15 protein-coding genes are annotated in these 14,979 nt (G+C 61.5%); 4 read left to right on the forward strand and 11 right to left on the reverse strand.

Annotation, left to right across the window (positions count from 1 at the left end):
- Window positions 1–301 precede the first annotated feature (301 nt).
- A complete protein-coding gene (locus tag ACP7B3_RS15345; RefSeq protein ID WP_242194194.1) occupies window positions 302–1,186 on the forward strand; it encodes a polysaccharide deacetylase family protein in 885 nt (294 codons plus the stop codon).
- Between the two features lie 114 nt (window positions 1,187–1,300).
- Here ACP7B3_RS15345 and pcaC read toward each other — a convergent pair whose 3' ends face one another.
- The 11 genes from pcaC to pcaR all read right to left on the reverse strand — a co-directional run bounded on the left by pcaC (window position 1,301) and on the right by pcaR (window position 12,180).
- Complete coding sequence (gene pcaC, locus ACP7B3_RS15350) at window positions 1,301–1,696, reverse strand: 4-carboxymuconolactone decarboxylase (RefSeq protein WP_242194196.1); 396 nt, start codon at window positions 1,694–1,696, stop codon at window positions 1,301–1,303.
- A 72-nt stretch (window positions 1,697–1,768) separates the two neighbouring features.
- Window positions 1,769–2,560, reverse strand: coding sequence for a 3-oxoadipate enol-lactonase (pcaD, locus tag ACP7B3_RS15355; protein ID WP_426179499.1), 792 nt, complete (start codon window positions 2,558–2,560; stop codon window positions 1,769–1,771).
- A 10-nt stretch (window positions 2,561–2,570) separates the two neighbouring features.
- Window positions 2,571–3,935, reverse strand: coding sequence for a 3-carboxy-cis,cis-muconate cycloisomerase (locus tag ACP7B3_RS15360; protein ID WP_426179501.1), 1,365 nt, complete (start codon window positions 3,933–3,935; stop codon window positions 2,571–2,573).
- Window positions 3,936–3,944: 9 nt separating this feature from the next.
- A complete protein-coding gene (locus ACP7B3_RS15365) occupies window positions 3,945–5,240 on the reverse strand; it encodes an MFS family transporter (RefSeq protein ID WP_145162753.1) in 1,296 nt (431 codons plus the stop codon).
- A 185-nt stretch (window positions 5,241–5,425) separates the two neighbouring features.
- Window positions 5,426–5,992, reverse strand: coding sequence for a protocatechuate 3,4-dioxygenase subunit alpha (gene pcaG, locus ACP7B3_RS15370; RefSeq protein ID WP_145162751.1), 567 nt, complete (start codon window positions 5,990–5,992; stop codon window positions 5,426–5,428).
- 1 nt (window position 5,993) lies between these two features.
- Window positions 5,994–6,698 (reverse strand): protocatechuate 3,4-dioxygenase subunit beta, encoded by a 705-nt coding sequence (pcaH, locus tag ACP7B3_RS15375; RefSeq protein WP_145162748.1) that lies wholly within the window; start codon window positions 6,696–6,698, stop codon window positions 5,994–5,996.
- 17 nt (window positions 6,699–6,715) lie between these two features.
- The gene (gene pcaF / locus ACP7B3_RS15380) at window positions 6,716–7,918 is read right to left on the reverse strand and encodes a 3-oxoadipyl-CoA thiolase (protein WP_242195045.1); all 1,203 of its coding nucleotides are present in this window, start codon (window positions 7,916–7,918) and stop codon (window positions 6,716–6,718) included.
- Window positions 7,915–8,697: a CoA-transferase subunit beta gene (locus tag ACP7B3_RS15385; protein ID WP_242194199.1), complete on the reverse strand. Its 783-nt coding sequence runs from the start codon at window positions 8,695–8,697 to the stop codon at window positions 7,915–7,917. The genes pcaF and ACP7B3_RS15385 overlap by 4 nt, the downstream gene beginning before the upstream one ends.
- Window positions 8,694–9,551, reverse strand: a complete 858-nt coding sequence (locus ACP7B3_RS15390) for a CoA transferase subunit A (protein ID WP_145162739.1) — start codon at window positions 9,549–9,551, stop codon at window positions 8,694–8,696. Before ACP7B3_RS15390 ends, ACP7B3_RS15385 begins: the two co-directional genes overlap by 4 nt.
- Before the next feature lie 300 nt (window positions 9,552–9,851).
- The gene (locus ACP7B3_RS15395; RefSeq protein ID WP_426179504.1) at window positions 9,852–11,192 is read right to left on the reverse strand and encodes an MFS transporter; all 1,341 of its coding nucleotides are present in this window, start codon (window positions 11,190–11,192) and stop codon (window positions 9,852–9,854) included.
- Between the two features lie 145 nt (window positions 11,193–11,337).
- Window positions 11,338–12,180, reverse strand: a complete 843-nt coding sequence (gene pcaR / locus ACP7B3_RS15400) for a pca regulon transcriptional regulator PcaR (RefSeq protein ID WP_145162733.1) — start codon at window positions 12,178–12,180, stop codon at window positions 11,338–11,340.
- On the opposite strand from pcaR, the gene ACP7B3_RS15405 reads away from it, so the two are divergent.
- The 3 genes from ACP7B3_RS15405 (at window position 12,169) to ACP7B3_RS15415 (ending at window position 14,747) form a co-directional block, all read left to right on the forward strand.
- A complete protein-coding gene (locus ACP7B3_RS15405) occupies window positions 12,169–12,456 on the forward strand; it encodes a hypothetical protein (RefSeq protein ID WP_404487265.1) in 288 nt (95 codons plus the stop codon). The two genes, pcaR and ACP7B3_RS15405, sit on opposite strands and share 12 nt — an antisense overlap.
- Window positions 12,457–12,748: 292 nt before the next feature.
- Complete coding sequence (locus tag ACP7B3_RS15410; RefSeq protein ID WP_057701255.1) at window positions 12,749–12,949, forward strand: hypothetical protein; 201 nt, start codon at window positions 12,749–12,751, stop codon at window positions 12,947–12,949.
- Between the two features lie 322 nt (window positions 12,950–13,271).
- Window positions 13,272–14,747: an inorganic phosphate transporter gene (locus ACP7B3_RS15415; RefSeq protein ID WP_200623568.1), complete on the forward strand. Its 1,476-nt coding sequence runs from the start codon at window positions 13,272–13,274 to the stop codon at window positions 14,745–14,747.
- Window positions 14,748–14,979 lie beyond the last annotated feature (232 nt).

Raw genomic sequence — 14,979 nt, forward strand, 5'->3', positions numbered from 1 at the left:
ATTGGTTGCGGCTGTTTTCTAGCAAGTTGCCTGAATGGGAGCGGGAACGTTCCCCGCCAATACCTCAAAACTCACGCGCGCACGGCAATGACCATATCCGTCTTGGCAGCCGCGTGGGTCATGCACAAGGCAATGGCGGCGACGCCCCGAACCCCTTACGCGTGAAGCCAGCCCGCCCCTTCAAGACAGGCGGCACGATTTACCGCTGATGACAGCCGCGCTCATGCTGTATCGTGCACGCGCCCATCACCCGGCACAGGGACTCAACGACACTGATGACCAGCTCTGAACCCAGGCCGCCATGAAATACCTGATTGTCATTCTGTCGATTCTGCTCACCGGCTGCATCGGCGCGCCTATCGCGCTGACGCCGCAGACCGAACAACGCCTGCAAGCCCAGGCGCCGATCCGTTTCCTGCTGACCTTTGATGACGGCCCCAGCGCCTCGGGCTACAACAACCCGAGCCGCTCGGTGGTGGCTGACCTGGCGAATAACCCGGTATTGCCGGGTATCAAGGCGGTGTTCTTCCTGCAGACCGAAGCCTCCCGCTCAGGCGGCAGCCCGCGGGGCCGCAAGACCATGCTGCGTGAATACGCGGCGGGTCACGTGCTGGCCTTCCACACCGCCACCGGGTTTCACACCAACCACCGCTGGTTGAGCGACGCCGAGCTTGAAAGCACCCTCAGCCAGGGCGCGGCCGATATCGCCGCCATCACCGGCGCCTCACCCGCGCTGGTACGCCCGCCCTTCTGGAACTACGACAAGCGCACTTTCGCCGCCTACCAGCGCCACGGCATGCACGTATTGCTGACCGACCTGAGTGCCAATGACGGCAAGATCTGGGGCTTCAACGGCAGCCCACGGCGCCGGGCGAATTTGTATCGGCAGCTGTCGGTGGTGCGCGAGCGCATCGCGCTGGGCGAGTTACCGACAGTGGACGGCGTGATACCGGTGGTGGTGACCTTCCATGACATCAACCGCTACACCGCGCGGCACCTGCAGGAGTACTTGCAGATCCTGATGGACAGCGCTCGGATCAACGGCATGAAGACTGCGGCCGAGCCGTTCTACACCGACCGCGCCGTGCTGGAACGCGCGGCGCTGGCGCGCACGGTCAAGGATGTGAATGAAGTGGTACACCTGCCGGGGGTGTGGAACTGGGTATGGGATGCGGATTCCCACTGAAACCCATGTGGGAGCGGGCTTGCTCGCGAATGCGGTGGGTCAGTCAATTTATCTTTAACTGATCCACCGCATTCGCGGGCAAGCCCGCTCCCACCTTTTTGACCGTGTTTCAGTTCAGTCCTGGCGCGACTCCACGCCGAGCTCATCCCATACCGACTCGGCGAGGTGGAAGGTCGCATTCGCCGCCGGAATCCCACAATAGATCGCGCTTTGCATCAGCACTTCCTTGATCTCGGCGCGGGTCACGCCGTTGCTGGCAGCGGCGCGCAGGTGCAGTTTCAGTTCTTCACTGCGGTTCATGCCGATCAGCATGGCGATGGTGATCAGGCTGCGGGTGTGCCGCGGCAGACCGGGGCGGGTCCAGATATCACCCCAGGCGTGGCGGGTGATCATTTCCTGGAACTCGCTGTTGAATTCGGTCAGGGCATTCAGGCTGCGGTCGACATGTGCGTCGCCCAGTACTTCGCGGCGCACTTGCAGGCCGGCGGCGTAACGGTGTTTCTCGTCCACAAAAAAGCTCCTGGTTCAATTGGATCTCGGCTCGATCACCGGTGGTGGTGGCAAGCGCGCTCGTCACACGGTTTATTCAGCCAGCAAGAACCTCAGCACCCGGTGACTGAAATCAGCCCCGGCCTGGACGTTGGACAGATGGGCCGCATAGAACTCGGCGTACTCGGCGCCCTTCACGTGGTTCTGGATAAAGTGGCTGCCGGCCGGCGGTGTCACTGCGTCCTCGGTCCCGGCAATCACCAGGGTCGGCACCTTGATCGATGCCAGTTGCTCGCGAAAATCCGCATCGCGCACGGCGGCGCAATTGGCGGCGTAACCCTCGGGCGACGTAGCGGCGAGCATGTCGGTAATCTGCCTGGCCTGGTGCGGGTTGGCGGCGGCGAAATCGGCGGTGAACCAGCGGGCGATAGACGCATCACGCAGTGCCACCATGGCGGCCGGGCCATCGCGCAAGACCATCTCGATACGCGGGTTCCATATATCCGGCGTGCCGATCCTGGCCGCGGTGTTACACACCACCAGCCGCTGCAGACGGTCACAGGCATGGATGCCCAGCCACTGACCGATCAGGCCGCCCATGGACAGCCCGCAAAAATGCGCACGCTGGATCTGCAGCGCATCCAACAGCGCGATCACGTCGTGGCCCAATTGCTCAATGCTGTACGGCCCCTCGGTGACCAAGGACTTGCCGTGGCCACGGGTGTCGAAACGCACCACGCGAAAATGCTCGGTGAAGGCCGGGATCTGGATGTCCCACATATGCAGGTCGGTGCCCAGGGAGTTGGACAGCACCAGCACCGGCGCGTCGAGCGGGCCGTCCAGTTGGTAATGCAGTTCGCCCTCGGCGAGTTGTACAAATGGCACAGCGGTCTCCTTACGCGGTCAAGGCAAAATGATCGGCCACCGCGCGGGTGACCCACGTGTGCGCCTGCCCAAGGTAGTGGGCCGGGTCGAGCAGGCGGTCCAGTTCAGCGGCTGACAACTCGGCGGTGACCTGCGGTTCGTCGGCCAGCACTGCACGCAGATGGCGCCCGTCGGCAACGGCGCGTTTGCAGCATTGCTCCAACAGATGGTGCGCGGTTTCCCGGCCCAGGCGCTGGGCAAGCACGCTGCTGACGGCTTCGGCCAGCACCAGGCCCTGAGTCAACTCAAGGTTGCGCGCCATGCGCTCAGGGTCGACCTCCAGCCCGTCGGCCACCAGCAGCGCCTGCTGCAATGCGCCGGACACCAACCGGCAAATGTCCGGCAGGGTTTCCCATTCGGCATGCCACAGGCCAAGGCTGCGCTCATGTTCCTGAGGCATGGCGCTCAACATCGTCGCCACCAGGCCCGGCACGCGGGTCGCCGTGCTGATCAGTACGGCGGCGCCCACCGGGTTGCGCTTGTGCGGCATGGTCGATGAACCACCTTTGCCGGGCGCCGAGGGCTCGAACACTTCCGCCGCTTCGGTCTGCATCAACAGGCTGATATCACGCCCCATTTTGCCCAGGCTGCCGGCGATCAGGCCGAGCACACTGGCGAACTCCACCAGCCGGTCACGGTGGGTGTGCCAGGGTTGCTCGGGTAAATTCAATTGCAACTGCGCAGCCAGGGCTTCGGCCACCGGCATTGCCTGCTCACCCAGCGCCGCCAGCGTTCCGGACGCGCCGCCAAACTGCAGCACCAGCAGGCGCGGTTTGAGCTCGGCAAGACGCTGACGACTGCGCGTCACCGCCCCCAGCCAACCGGCGATTTTCATGCCCAGGGTCACCGGTGTCGCATGCTGCAACCAGGTGCGCCCGGCCAATGGCACGCGCGCATAACGCTGGGCCTGCACGGCAAGCGTCTCCCCCAATTGCACCAGGTCAGCGTCGATCAACGCCAGCGCGCGCCGCAGTTGCAGGACCAGGCCGGTGTCCATCACATCCTGGCTGGTCGCGCCCAGATGCACATAACGTTCGGCGCCGGCGTCTTCACTGGCGATCAACTTGCCCAGCGCTTTCACCAACGGAATCGCCGAATTGCCCGCCGTGGCAATCGCCACGCCGAGCGCATCCACGTCGTACAAAGACGCCAGACACGCCTGGGCAATCGGCGCGACGGCGGCCTGGGGAATCAAGCCGACCTGGGCCTCGGCGCGGGCCAGCGCGGCTTCAAAGTCCAGCATGCCCTGCAAACGCCCCTGGTCGCAGAACACATCGGCCATGCTGTCAGCGCTGAAGTAGGCGTCGAACAGTTGATTGCTCGTGCGCAGTGTCATAACTCTTCCTTACAGATCGTGGTGCAGATACGCCGCCTGCTTGGGCAGGCGCAGGCTGAACAGGAAAGCAATCGCCATCATCACGGTGACGTACCAATAGAAGCCGTTCTCCATGCCCATGGATTTCAGGCCCAGCGCGACCACTTCAGCCGAGCCGCCGAAAATCGCGTTGGCCACCGCGTACGCCAGGCCCACGCCCAATGCACGTACCTGGGGCGGGAACATTTCGGCTTTGACCAGGCCGCTGATGGAGGTATAGAAGCTGACAATCGCCAGGGCCAGGGTGATCAGCACAAAGGCCAGGAACGGACTGCTGACGGTTTTCAAGGTCAGCAGGATCGGCACGGTGCACAGCGTGCCCAAGGCGCCGAACCACAGCATGGAATTGCGGCGGCCGATCTTGTCCGCCAGCATCCCGAACAACGGCTGCATGCACATGTAGAGGAACAGCGCGCCGGTCATGATGTAACTGGCGGTCTTGGCATGCATCCCGGCCGTGTTCACCAGGTACTTCTGCATGTACGTGGTGAACGTGTAGAAAATCAGCGAGCCGCCGGCGGTGTAACCCAGCACCGTGATAAAGGCCGCGGTGTGATTGCGCAGCAGCGCGGTGATGCTGCCGGCGTCCTTGTGTTCGCGCATTTCCTTGGTGGTCGTCTCTTTCAAGGTACGGCGCAGCAGTAAGGAGATGACCGCCGCGACGGCACCGACCACAAATGGAATCCGCCAGCCCCAGGCGCGCAGTTCATCTTCGCTGAGAAATTGCTGCAGGATCACCACCACCAGTACCGCGAGCAATTGCCCGCCGATCAAGGTCACGTACTGGAACGAGGCAAAGAACCCGCGCTGGCCCTTGAGGGCGACCTCACTCATGTAGGTGGCGGTGGTGCCGTACTCGCCGCCCACCGATAAGCCTTGAAACAGGCGCGCCACCAACAACAGGATCGGCGCCCAGATGCCGATGTCCTTGTAGGTCGGCAAAAACGCAATAACCAGCGAGCCGGCGCACATCATCAGCACCGCGATCATCATCGAATTCTTGCGGCCGTGCTTGTCGGCCAGACTGCCGAACACCCAGCTGCCAATAGGGCGCATCAAGAAGCCGGCAGCGAACACGCCGGCGGTGCTGAGCAGTTGTACGGTGGGGCTCTCCGACGGAAAAAATGCCGGGGCAAAATAGATGGCGCAGAAGGCATAAACGTAGAAGTCGAACCATTCGACAAGGTTGCCGGACGAGGCCCCGACAATTGCAAAAATCCGCTTGCTGCGTTCTTCTCCGGTGTAGTGAATCGTTTTTGTTGTCATGTGTTTTTCACTCAGTGGGAACGGTTATAGCCTAGACATACTTTGCAACAACCATGTTCCGCAAGCAGACTTTTGGATACTTGTCGCCTCGAAGGGTCTCATCGCGGGCAAGCCCGCTCGCACATTTTGATTGGGACACCTTTAAATGTGGGAGCAGGCTTGCCTGCGACAGGTTTTAAGCCACCTCAGTAATCGAAGAACACCGTTTCCTTATCTGTGCCCTGCAAAATCACATTCCACTGATGCACGCCGCCCGCATCCGCTTTGGCAATCAAGGTGCCGCGACGCTCAGCCGGCACACACGCCAGCAACGGGTCATCGCCATTCAACGCTTCACCGTCAAAATAAATCCTTGTCAGCAAGTGCTTCACCAGCCCACGCGCAAACACCAGCACCACCAGGTGCGGCGCCTGGGTCGTACCCGCAAGCCCTGGCACGCTGCCCGGCTTGATCGTGGTAAAGCGAAAACGCCCTTCGGCATCCACCGGCACTCGGCCAAAGCCTTCGAAGTTGGGATCGACGGCTTTGGCCTGGTCATCTTCCGGGTGATCGTATTTGCCCGCAGCATTGGCTTGCCAGACTTCAAGCATGGCGTCGTTGACGACATCACCGTTGCCGTCCACCACTTGCCCGCTGATCGCCACGCGTTCGCCAAGGGTGGCCGGCACGGTCAGGTCTTCGCGGTTCAGCCAGGTCAGGCCAATGTGGTAATACGGCCCGACGGTGTGGGACGTGGTTGCGTAAAGGCTCATCTCATTTCTCCATCGGCGTGGCGTCGCGGCCGCGCAGGACGATGTCCCAGCGGTAGCCGAGGGCATAGGAAGGAATGGTTTTTTCCAGGTCGAAGCTGGCGATCAAGCGCTGCTTGGCCGAGGTGTCCGGCACGCAGTTGTAGATCGGGTCGTACTCCAGCAATGGGTCGCCGGGGAAGTACATCTGCGTGACCAGCCGCGTCAGCACGCTGGGGCCAAACAGCGAAAAGTGGATATGCGCCGGGCGCCACGCGTTGTGGTGGTTGCCCCACGGGTAGGCGCCGGGCTTGATGGTCTGGAACTGGTACCAGCCATCCGCGTCGGTGACGGTGCGGCCGGTGCCGGTGAAGTTCGGGTCCAGTGGCGCGTCATGCAGGTCGCGCTTGTGGTTGTAGCGACCGGCGGCGTTGGCTTGCCAGATCTCCACCAGAATGCCCGGCACCGGCAGGCCGTTTTCATCCAGCACGCGGCCATGAATGATGATGCGCTCGCCCTGAGGTTCACCCTCGTGCTGGGCAGTCAGGTCGTTGTCCTTCTCATTGACGCGTTCGGCGCCGATGCTGGGGCCTGTGATCTCTGACAAGGAATGCGGCAGAAACACCAACGGCTGAGACGGCGAACGCAAGTTCGTCGACTGGTAGGCCGGGTGCAGGTAATCGGGTTGAGTGCCCGCTTGCGGGCGCCGGTATCCGGGCTTGTCACTCATGGAGCCATCCTCTCTTATTAAACGCGTTCAATCGCCAGGGCCAAACCTTGGCCGACGCCCACACACATAGTGGCCAGGCCTTTGCGGCCGCCGGTTTTTTCCAACTGGTGCAACGCCGTCAACACCAACCGCGCGCCGCTCATGCCCAGCGGGTGGCCGAGGGCGATGGCGCCGCCGTTCGGGTTCACCTGCGGGGCGTCGTCGGCGATGCCCAACTCACGCAACACCGCCAGGCCTTGGCTGGCGAAGGCTTCGTTGAGCTCGATGACATCAAAGTCGGTGACCGCAAGGCCCAGGCGCTCCACCAGTTTGCGCACCGCCGGCACTGGGCCGATGCCCATCACACGCGGTGCGACACCGGCACTGGCCATGCCCAACACACGGGCGCGGGCGGTGAGGCCATGTTTTTTCACGGCCTCGGCCGAGGCCAGAATCAGCGCCGCTGCACCGTCATTCACACCCGAGGCGTTGCCGGCGGTGACGGTCTTGTCCGGGCCATTGACTGGCTTGAGTTTGGCCAGGGCTTCCAGGGTTGTGTCCCGTGGATGCTCATCCTGCTCGACCACGGTCTCGCCCTTTTTATGCGCGACGCGCACCGGCACGATTTCTTCAGCGAAAAACCCGGCGGCTTGTGCAGCGGCGGTACGTTGCTGGCTGCGCAGGGCAAAAGCGTCCTGATCGGCGCGGGACACGTTGTAGTCGTCGGCGACGTTATCGGCGGTCTGCGGCATCGCGTCCACACCGTACTGGGCCTTCATCAACGGGTTGATAAAACGCCAGCCGATGGTGGTGTCTTCAAGCTTCATGTTGCGTGAAAACGCCGCATCAGCCTTGCCCATCACGAAGGGTGCACGGGACATCGACTCAACGCCGCCGGCAATCGCCAGCTCCATTTCGCCGCTGGCGATGGCACGGAATGCCGTGCCAATCGCGTCCATGCCCGAGGCGCACAAACGGTTGAGGGTCACGCCGGGAATGCTCTCCGGCAGGCCCGCCAACAGCAGGGCCATGCGCGCGACGTTGCGATTGTCCTCGCCGGCCTGGTTGGCACAACCGAGGAACACTTCATCCACCGCCGCCCACTCAACCTGAGGGTTGCGCTCGATCAGCGCCTTGATCGGCAAGGCCGCCAAGTCATCGGCACGCACCGTGGACAAACCACCGCCAAAGCGGCCGATGGGCGTGCGAATGGCATCACAGATAAACACGTCACGCATCAGGCTTCTCCTGGCGCTTGGCCATGGGCGGCGGCAGTGCGGGCTTCGAGATCACGCAGGGCCTTCAGTTCGATGTCCGTCGGTGCGTCGGTGGTGCTCACCTGATCGGCAAACCGAATCGCCCAACCGGTGGCCGCGACCACTTGTTCGCGGGTGACGCCGGGGTGCAGCGCGGTGACCACAAATTCATGGCTGCCCTCTTCCGGCTCCATGATGCACAGGTCGGTAATAATCCCTACAGGGCCGGCGCCTGGCAGACCCAGGCGTTTGCGTGAATCGCCGCCTTCGCCGTGGCCGACGGAGGTGATGAAGTCCAGCTTGTCGACAAACGACCGCGCCGACTGCTTGAGGATGATCAGCACGCTCTTGGCCGAGCCGGCAATCTCCGGCGCGCCACCAGCACCCGGCAGGCGCACTTTGGGCTGGTGGTAATCGCCGACCACGGTGGTGTTGATATTGCCGAATCGGTCGACCTGGGCCGCGCCGAGAAAACCGACGTCGATGCGCCCGCCTTGCAGCCAGTAGCGGAAAATCTCGCCGGTCGGCACCACGGTGTCAGCGGTTTCAGCCAGTTCGCCGTCGCCGATGGACAGCGGCAAGACGCTGGGCTTGGCGCCAATCGGGCCCGACTCGTAGATCAGCACCACGTCGGGCGACGAGGTCAGGCGCGCCAGGTTGGCAGCCTTGGAAGGCAAGCCGATGCCGACGAAGCACACCGAGCCGTTCTTGAGGCGACGCGCGGCGGCGACGGTCATCATTTCGTTGGTCGAGTAAGCCATCACTTGGCCTCCTGCGCGGCGGCCAGCTTGGCCTGGAATTCACGGAAGTCGGCAGTGCCGTGGATGTATTCGTCGATCCAGGCGGTAAAGGTCCCACGGTCGCGAGCGATCGGGTCCCACGCCTGATAGAAGCGGTTATCACGCTCGTTGTAGCCGTGGGCGTAGGACGGATGCGCGCCACCCGGTACGTGACACACCGCTGTCAGCGCCCAGGTCGGCAGCACGCAGCTGTTCATCGGTGCATTCAGGTCGTCCACGATCTCTTCGACGGTGACGATGCAGCGCTTAGCCGCCAGGGCCGCTTCTTTCTGCACACCGAGAATGCCCCAGAGCAACACGTTGCCCTTGCGGTCAGCCTTCTGTGCATGGATCACGGTGACGTCCGGGCGAACCGACGGCACCGCCGCCAGCACTTCGCCGGTGAACGGGCAGGTCACGGTTTTGATCAGCGGGTTGACCTTGGGCAAGTCAGAACCGGCGTAGGCGCGCAGCACCGCAAACGGCAGGCCGGATGCACCGGCGACGTAGGCATTGGCCAGGTCGGCGTGGCTGTGTTCTTCGATCTCCAGCGGTTGCGGCCATTGCTTCTCGACCGCGTCGCGCAGGCGATGCAGGGAGCCTACGCCGGGGTTGCCGCCCCAGGAGAAAATCAACTTGCGGACGCAGCCAGCACCGATCAACTGGTCGTAGATCAAGTCAGGCGTCATACGCACCAGCGTCAGGTCTTTCTTGCCCTGACGAATGATTTCATGACCTGCTGCCGTAGGGATCAGGTGGGTGAAGCCTTCCAGTGCGACGGTATCGCCGTCATTCACGAATTGCTTCACCGCGTCGCGCAGCGCAAGGATTTCAGCCATGGGGTTCGGGCTCCCGGTGTTGATCGAAAAAGGCGCTGAGGTGGCGCCCAAGTGCCTGAAGATTAAGCCGGGCAAAGGGGTCGAACAATCCGATAATCGACTCAGCGTTCGATTATCGAACGGATTGTTGTCTAGCTAATCTTCGTGTAAAGCAGCCAGTTCAGCTGCCCAACTGTCAATGTGGGAGCTGGCTTGCCTGCGATTGCATCAGCTCGATTTGCCTGCTGGACCGAGTCGTCTGCATCGCAGGCAAGCCAGCTCCCACATCGCCTCGTGGCTGCTACAAAATCGTGTCAGACCTCAGGTCGCGTCCGCATGGCTGACCATGCCCTTGATCAGCACGGCCGCCGTGGCCAATGCCGCCGGAATCACCAGCGCCGTCAGCACCTGCTCGAAGTTCCAGCCCAACCCCAGCAAGGTTGCGCCCATCCACGCACCGAGGATCGCGCCGAAGCGGCCGATGCCGAGCATCCACGACACGCCGGTAGCGCGGCCTTGGGTCGGGTAGAAGCGTGCGGCCAGTGACGGCATCGCCGATTGCGCACCGTTGACGCACATCCCGGCAACCAGCACCAAGGTGGCCAGCAACGTGATATTGCCCAGGCTCTGCCCCACCGCGTAGGCGAACACCCCGGCCAGCAGGTAGAAAGTGCCGATGACCTTGTGCGGATTGAACCGGTCCATCGCCCAGCCCACGCCGACCGCACTCAACACGCCACCAAACTGGAAGAGCGCGCCGATAAACGCCGCCTGTTCCATGCTGGCGCCGCTGTCGCGCATCAGGGTCGGCAGCCAACTGGTCAGCAGGTACACGATCACCAGGCCCATAAAGTAGGTGAGCCACAGCAACAAGGTGCCGGCGCTGTAAGTGCCAGAGAAGATCACCGCGAACACGTTGCGCGCCTTGACGGTTTTTTGTTCGGGCACGCTGAAGCTGGTGGCGTGGGCGACGAGGTTGGGCTCGATGGGTGACAAGGTTTTGCGCACCTTGTCGGTGCCGCGATTGCGCACCACGAGGTAGCGCGCCGATTCCGGCAACCACAGCAACAGCACCACCGCCAGGATCAACGGCAGGATGCCGCCAATCATCAGCAAGCTGTGCCAGCCGAACGCTGGAATCAACTTGGCCGAGATAAATCCGCCACCGGCCATGCCCAGGTTGAACCCACAGAACATGCTGGTGACCAGCAACGACTTGTGACGCTCGGGCGTGTACTCGGAGAGCAGCGTGGTGGCATTCGGCATCCCCGCGCCCAGGCCCAACCCGGTGAGGAAACGCAACACCAGCAACTGATCAACGTTTGTGCTGTAGGCCGAGGCCAGGCTGAACGCGCCAAACACCAGCACCGCACTCACCAACACCACTTTGCGCCCGAAGCGGTCGGCCAAAGGGCCGGAGCCCAGCGCGCCGAACACCATGCCGATCAGCGCGGCGCTCATTACCGGGCCGAGGCTGGCGCGGTCGATGCCCCAGTCCTGCGAGAGTGCGGGCGCGATAAAGCCCATGGCGGCGGTGTCGAGCCCGTCGAGGAAGACAATCAGGAAGCACAGGATCACCACGCGCCATTGATAGCGTGACAACGGCTGGGCATTGATAAAGGAATGCACGTCCAGGTTAGTACCGACAGAGGGCTGATTCATTATTGTTATTTCCACACCGATGGGCGGGCGAACGACCTGAGGTCGTCATTATTATTGGGCGGCGCTGACAGCGCTGCCGCACATTAATAAGCCAGGGGAAACACCGTCAATTGATCAAGCCGGGATCTGTGCGGTCATCGAACACTTAGGCAAACAGTTGCGCACTCAGCTCACGGCTGGCGCTGAGCATGCTGGGGAGGAAACGCTGCTCCAGCTCGCTGCGGCTGACCCGACCGGCGTGGGTACTCACGTTGAGCGCGGCCAGCACTTGGCCGGACGCGTCGTACACCGGCACGGCGATGGAACGCAGGCCCTGCTCCAACTCCTGGTCGACAATGCACCAGCCCTGCTGGCGTACTTGCTGCAGGCATTCGAACAAGGCGTCGGGCGTGGTCAAGGTGCGGCTGGTCTTGGTTTGCAGGTCGGCGTGGTCGAGGTAGTCCTGCAGCGAAGCATCGTCGAGTGCCGCGAGCAGGATGCGGCCCATGGACGTGCAATAGGCCGGCAAGCGCCCGCCCACCGACAAGTCCACGGAAATCAGGCGCTGGGTGGTGGCGGAACGGGCGATATAAAGGATGTCGTCGCCCTCCAGCGTCGCCATGTTGCAGGCTTCATGCAGTTGCTCGCTCATGCGATCGAGATAAGGCTGGGCCGACACTGCCAGCGGCGTAGAGGATAAATAGGCGTGCCCCAGGGTCAGGACTTTGGGCAACAGTGAATAGGTACGCCCGTCGGTGGTGGCGTAGCCGAGCTTGATCAACGTGTGCAGGCAACGGCGCACGGCGGCGCGGGGGATTTCGGTGCGGTGGCTGATCTGGGCGATGGTCAGGTGGCGCTTGCGCTCCTGGAAGGCTTGCACCACGGCCAGGCCACGGGCCAGGGAAGTCATGAAGTCCGGATCACCGGTAAACGCCTGGATGCGCTTGGCCGGGGACGCCACGATCGGCGGCGCCACTGACGCGAAGGAGTTGCGCAATTGATCGTTCATTTCAGGGTCCTTTCTCTTATTTTCAACCGCTGGGAGGGTTGGCCGCTATTACAAGCCGCGCTGGCCAGAATGCACAAGGCGGGGTCAGTAACTTTGGGCGATTATCGGACGATCATGCGATTATCGCAATTTTCCGGCCGCGCAATGGCGCTCAACGAACCAGCACACTTCACGGATGTGCCGAAGGGATCGCTTAAGTTTGAGCAACCATCCGCCATTTATAAAAGTGCAGAAGGTCGACACGTTTTTTTCGAAAAGACTGACACCTGTATGTAACAAAACCCTCACGCAACGTTGACGCTTTTTAACTTCACGACGATAGTGTTATTCAAATACGTCGCTATAATGCAACCTGTGCAGAGGTCGGCCCGGTAATAATAATCGGGATTGGAGCTCGCCAGGCTTTGCAGCGTTCGAGCATCGCCGGTCACACGTATCCGCTTAAACGTTTGCCCCTTGTGCTTCTTTCAAACTTGAACAGTTCGCCTGTTCAACTTGAAACAGCCCGAGGACGACTTTCAAGCGCGGCGCTGCACATTCAATACACTCAACTCATTTAGGTAACACTGTGACGAAAGACGAACTGCGCGCGGAACTTGAGCGCCAGGAGCAACGTTACAAGGACGTTTACGGCGGGGAAATCACCACTTACGCCGCCCAGCCTGAGCCCGAGCGCAAGCCCTGGCGCAAACGAGCCAGTTTGCTCGATCAGGCATTTGCCCAGGAAATCCAAAAGATTGAACAGGAACTCAAAACCGAAGAGCCATAAGCACTTGGATTTGAGCTTCAAGGTTTTGCCACCGCCGCTGGCGCATTGCCAGCGGCGGGCAACCTGATTTAATCAGGCTCCTACAGCCTTGAACGAAATTTCGTACAAATGTTTCAAATGTGACAATTCGGTCAAAAAAACCCGCGTTTTCGCCCCCCAGCTTTATAAATCAAAGACTTGCCAAAGCCCCGAAAACCCTGGGATGCGCACCTCTGCCCGGTTTTTTTTCAATGAAGATTGTTACCGATGAGCAGCTAGTGCATCGATTACTGAGGTTTTCTGGCATAATCGCGCCCCCTTACGACCGGGTCAGAAAACCTTCATGATCGATTTATTCAGCGGACTGGATGCGTGGGTTCTAGTGAGCCTGTTGCTCGCCCTGGCCTTTGTCCTCGCCTTCGAGTTCATCAATGGCTTTCATGACACCGCTAACGCGGTGGCCACAGTCATCTATACCAAAGCCATGCCGCCGCACCTGGCCGTGTTCTTCTCCGGGGTGTTCAACTTCCTCGGCGTGTTGCTCGGTGGTGTCGGTGTCGCGTACGCCATCGTGCATTTGCTGCCGGTGGAGTTGCTGATCAATGTGAACACCGGCCATGGTCTGGCTATGGTCTTCTCCTTGCTGGCAGCGGCGATCACCTGGAACCTGGGCACCTGGTACTTCGGTATTCCGGCCTCCAGTTCCCACACCCTGATCGGCTCGATCCTGGGTGTCGGCCTGGCCAATGCCCTGATCAACGATATCCCGCTGGCTGACGGTGTGAACTGGCAGAAAGCGATCGATATCGGCGCGTCTCTGGTGTTCTCGCCGATGGCCGGTTTCCTGGTCGCAGCCCTGGTGCTGCTCGGCCTGAAATGGTGGCGCCCGCTGTCGAAGATGCACAAGACCCCGGACCAGCGCCGCAAGCTTGACGACAAGAAACACCCGCCGTTCTGGAACCGCCTGGTGCTGGTGATTTCCGCGATGGCCGTAAGCTTCGTACACGGCTCCAACGATGGTCAGAAAGGTATCGGCCTGATCATGCTGGTGCTGATCGGTATCGTACCGGCGCAGTTCGTACTCGACCTGGGCAGCACCACCTACCAGATCGAGCGCACCCGTGACGCCACCGTGCACTTGAGCCAGTTCTACCAGCGTAACAACGCCACCCTCGGCGAGTTCCTGGCGTTGGGCAAAAGTGTGAAGGATGACCTGCCGGGCAAGTTCCAGTGCAACCCGCAGCAGACCGAGCCCACCATCAGCGCGCTGATGGACACCTTGAAGGGTGTCTCGGACTACCACTCGCTGACCTCCGAGCACCGTATCGAAGTGCGCCGCTACCTGCTGTGCCTGGACGACACCGCGAAGAAAGTCGGCAAGCTGCCGGGCCTGGATGCGCGTGAGAAGTCCGACCTGGACAAGCTGCGTAAAGACCTGACGGCCACGACCGAGTACGCGCCGTTCTGGGTGATCCTGGCGGTGGCACTGGCCTTGGGCCTGGGCACTATGGTGGGTTGGAAGCGTGTGGTGCTGACCATCGGTGAGAAGATCGGCAAGCAGGGCATGACGTATGCCCAGGGCATGTCGGCGCAGATCACCACGGCGAGCATGATTGGCCTGGCCAACATCTTTAGCCTGCCGGTTTCGACTACTCACGTGTTGTCGTCCGGTGTTGCCGGGACCATGGTCGCCAATAAAAGCGGCCTGCAGGGTGGTACGGTGAAGACCATTCTGATGGCTTGGGTGTTGACCTTGCCGGCGACGGTGGGTTTGTCGGCCGGGTTGTTCTGGTTGGCGTCCAAGGCGTTGGGTAGTTGATAGGCTGCTAGGCTGCGGCTGATATAAAGAAGGCGCGATCTCTGATGGGGGTCGCGCCTTTTTTTTGGGCTGGGGTTTAGTGTGTATATCCGTTGCTGCGGTGATGGCTGCAATGGGTTCCGCCCTTACGGCGGGTCACTTTTGAAAAGAGCCCAAAAGTAACCAAAAGGCTCTTGCCCCACCACTCGGCACCTCGCTCACGCTTCGGTGTGCCCTCACGCAGGCTTTGGAG

It is taken from the genome of Pseudomonas sp. TWRC1-2 (genome assembly GCF_049896685.1).
Classification (GTDB): Bacteria; Pseudomonadota; Gammaproteobacteria; order Pseudomonadales; family Pseudomonadaceae; genus Aquipseudomonas.

Bases quoted from the DNA above. Each gene is read 5' to 3' on its own strand.
- ACP7B3_RS15345 (WP_242194194.1), top strand. From the start codon at position 302: ATGAAATACCTGATTGTCATTCTGTCGATTCTGCTCACCGGCTGCATC.
- ACP7B3_RS15360 (WP_426179501.1), bottom strand. From the start codon at position 3,935: ATGACACTGCGCACGAGCAATCAACTGTTCGACGCCTACTTCAGCGCT.
- ACP7B3_RS15365 (WP_145162753.1), bottom strand. From the start codon at position 5,240: ATGACAACAAAAACGATTCACTACACCGGAGAAGAACGCAGCAAGCGG.
- pcaG (WP_145162751.1), bottom strand. From the start codon at position 5,992: ATGAGCCTTTACGCAACCACGTCCCACACCGTCGGGCCGTATTACCAC.
- pcaH (WP_145162748.1), bottom strand. From the start codon at position 6,698: ATGAGTGACAAGCCCGGATACCGGCGCCCGCAAGCGGGCACTCAACCC.
- ACP7B3_RS15390 (WP_145162739.1), bottom strand. From the start codon at position 9,551: ATGGCTGAAATCCTTGCGCTGCGCGACGCGGTGAAGCAATTCGTGAAT.
- ACP7B3_RS15395 (WP_426179504.1), bottom strand. From the start codon at position 11,192: ATGAATCAGCCCTCTGTCGGTACTAACCTGGACGTGCATTCCTTTATC.
- pcaR (WP_145162733.1), bottom strand. From the start codon at position 12,180: ATGAACGATCAATTGCGCAACTCCTTCGCGTCAGTGGCGCCGCCGATC.
- ACP7B3_RS15415 (WP_200623568.1), top strand. From the start codon at position 13,272: ATGATCGATTTATTCAGCGGACTGGATGCGTGGGTTCTAGTGAGCCTG.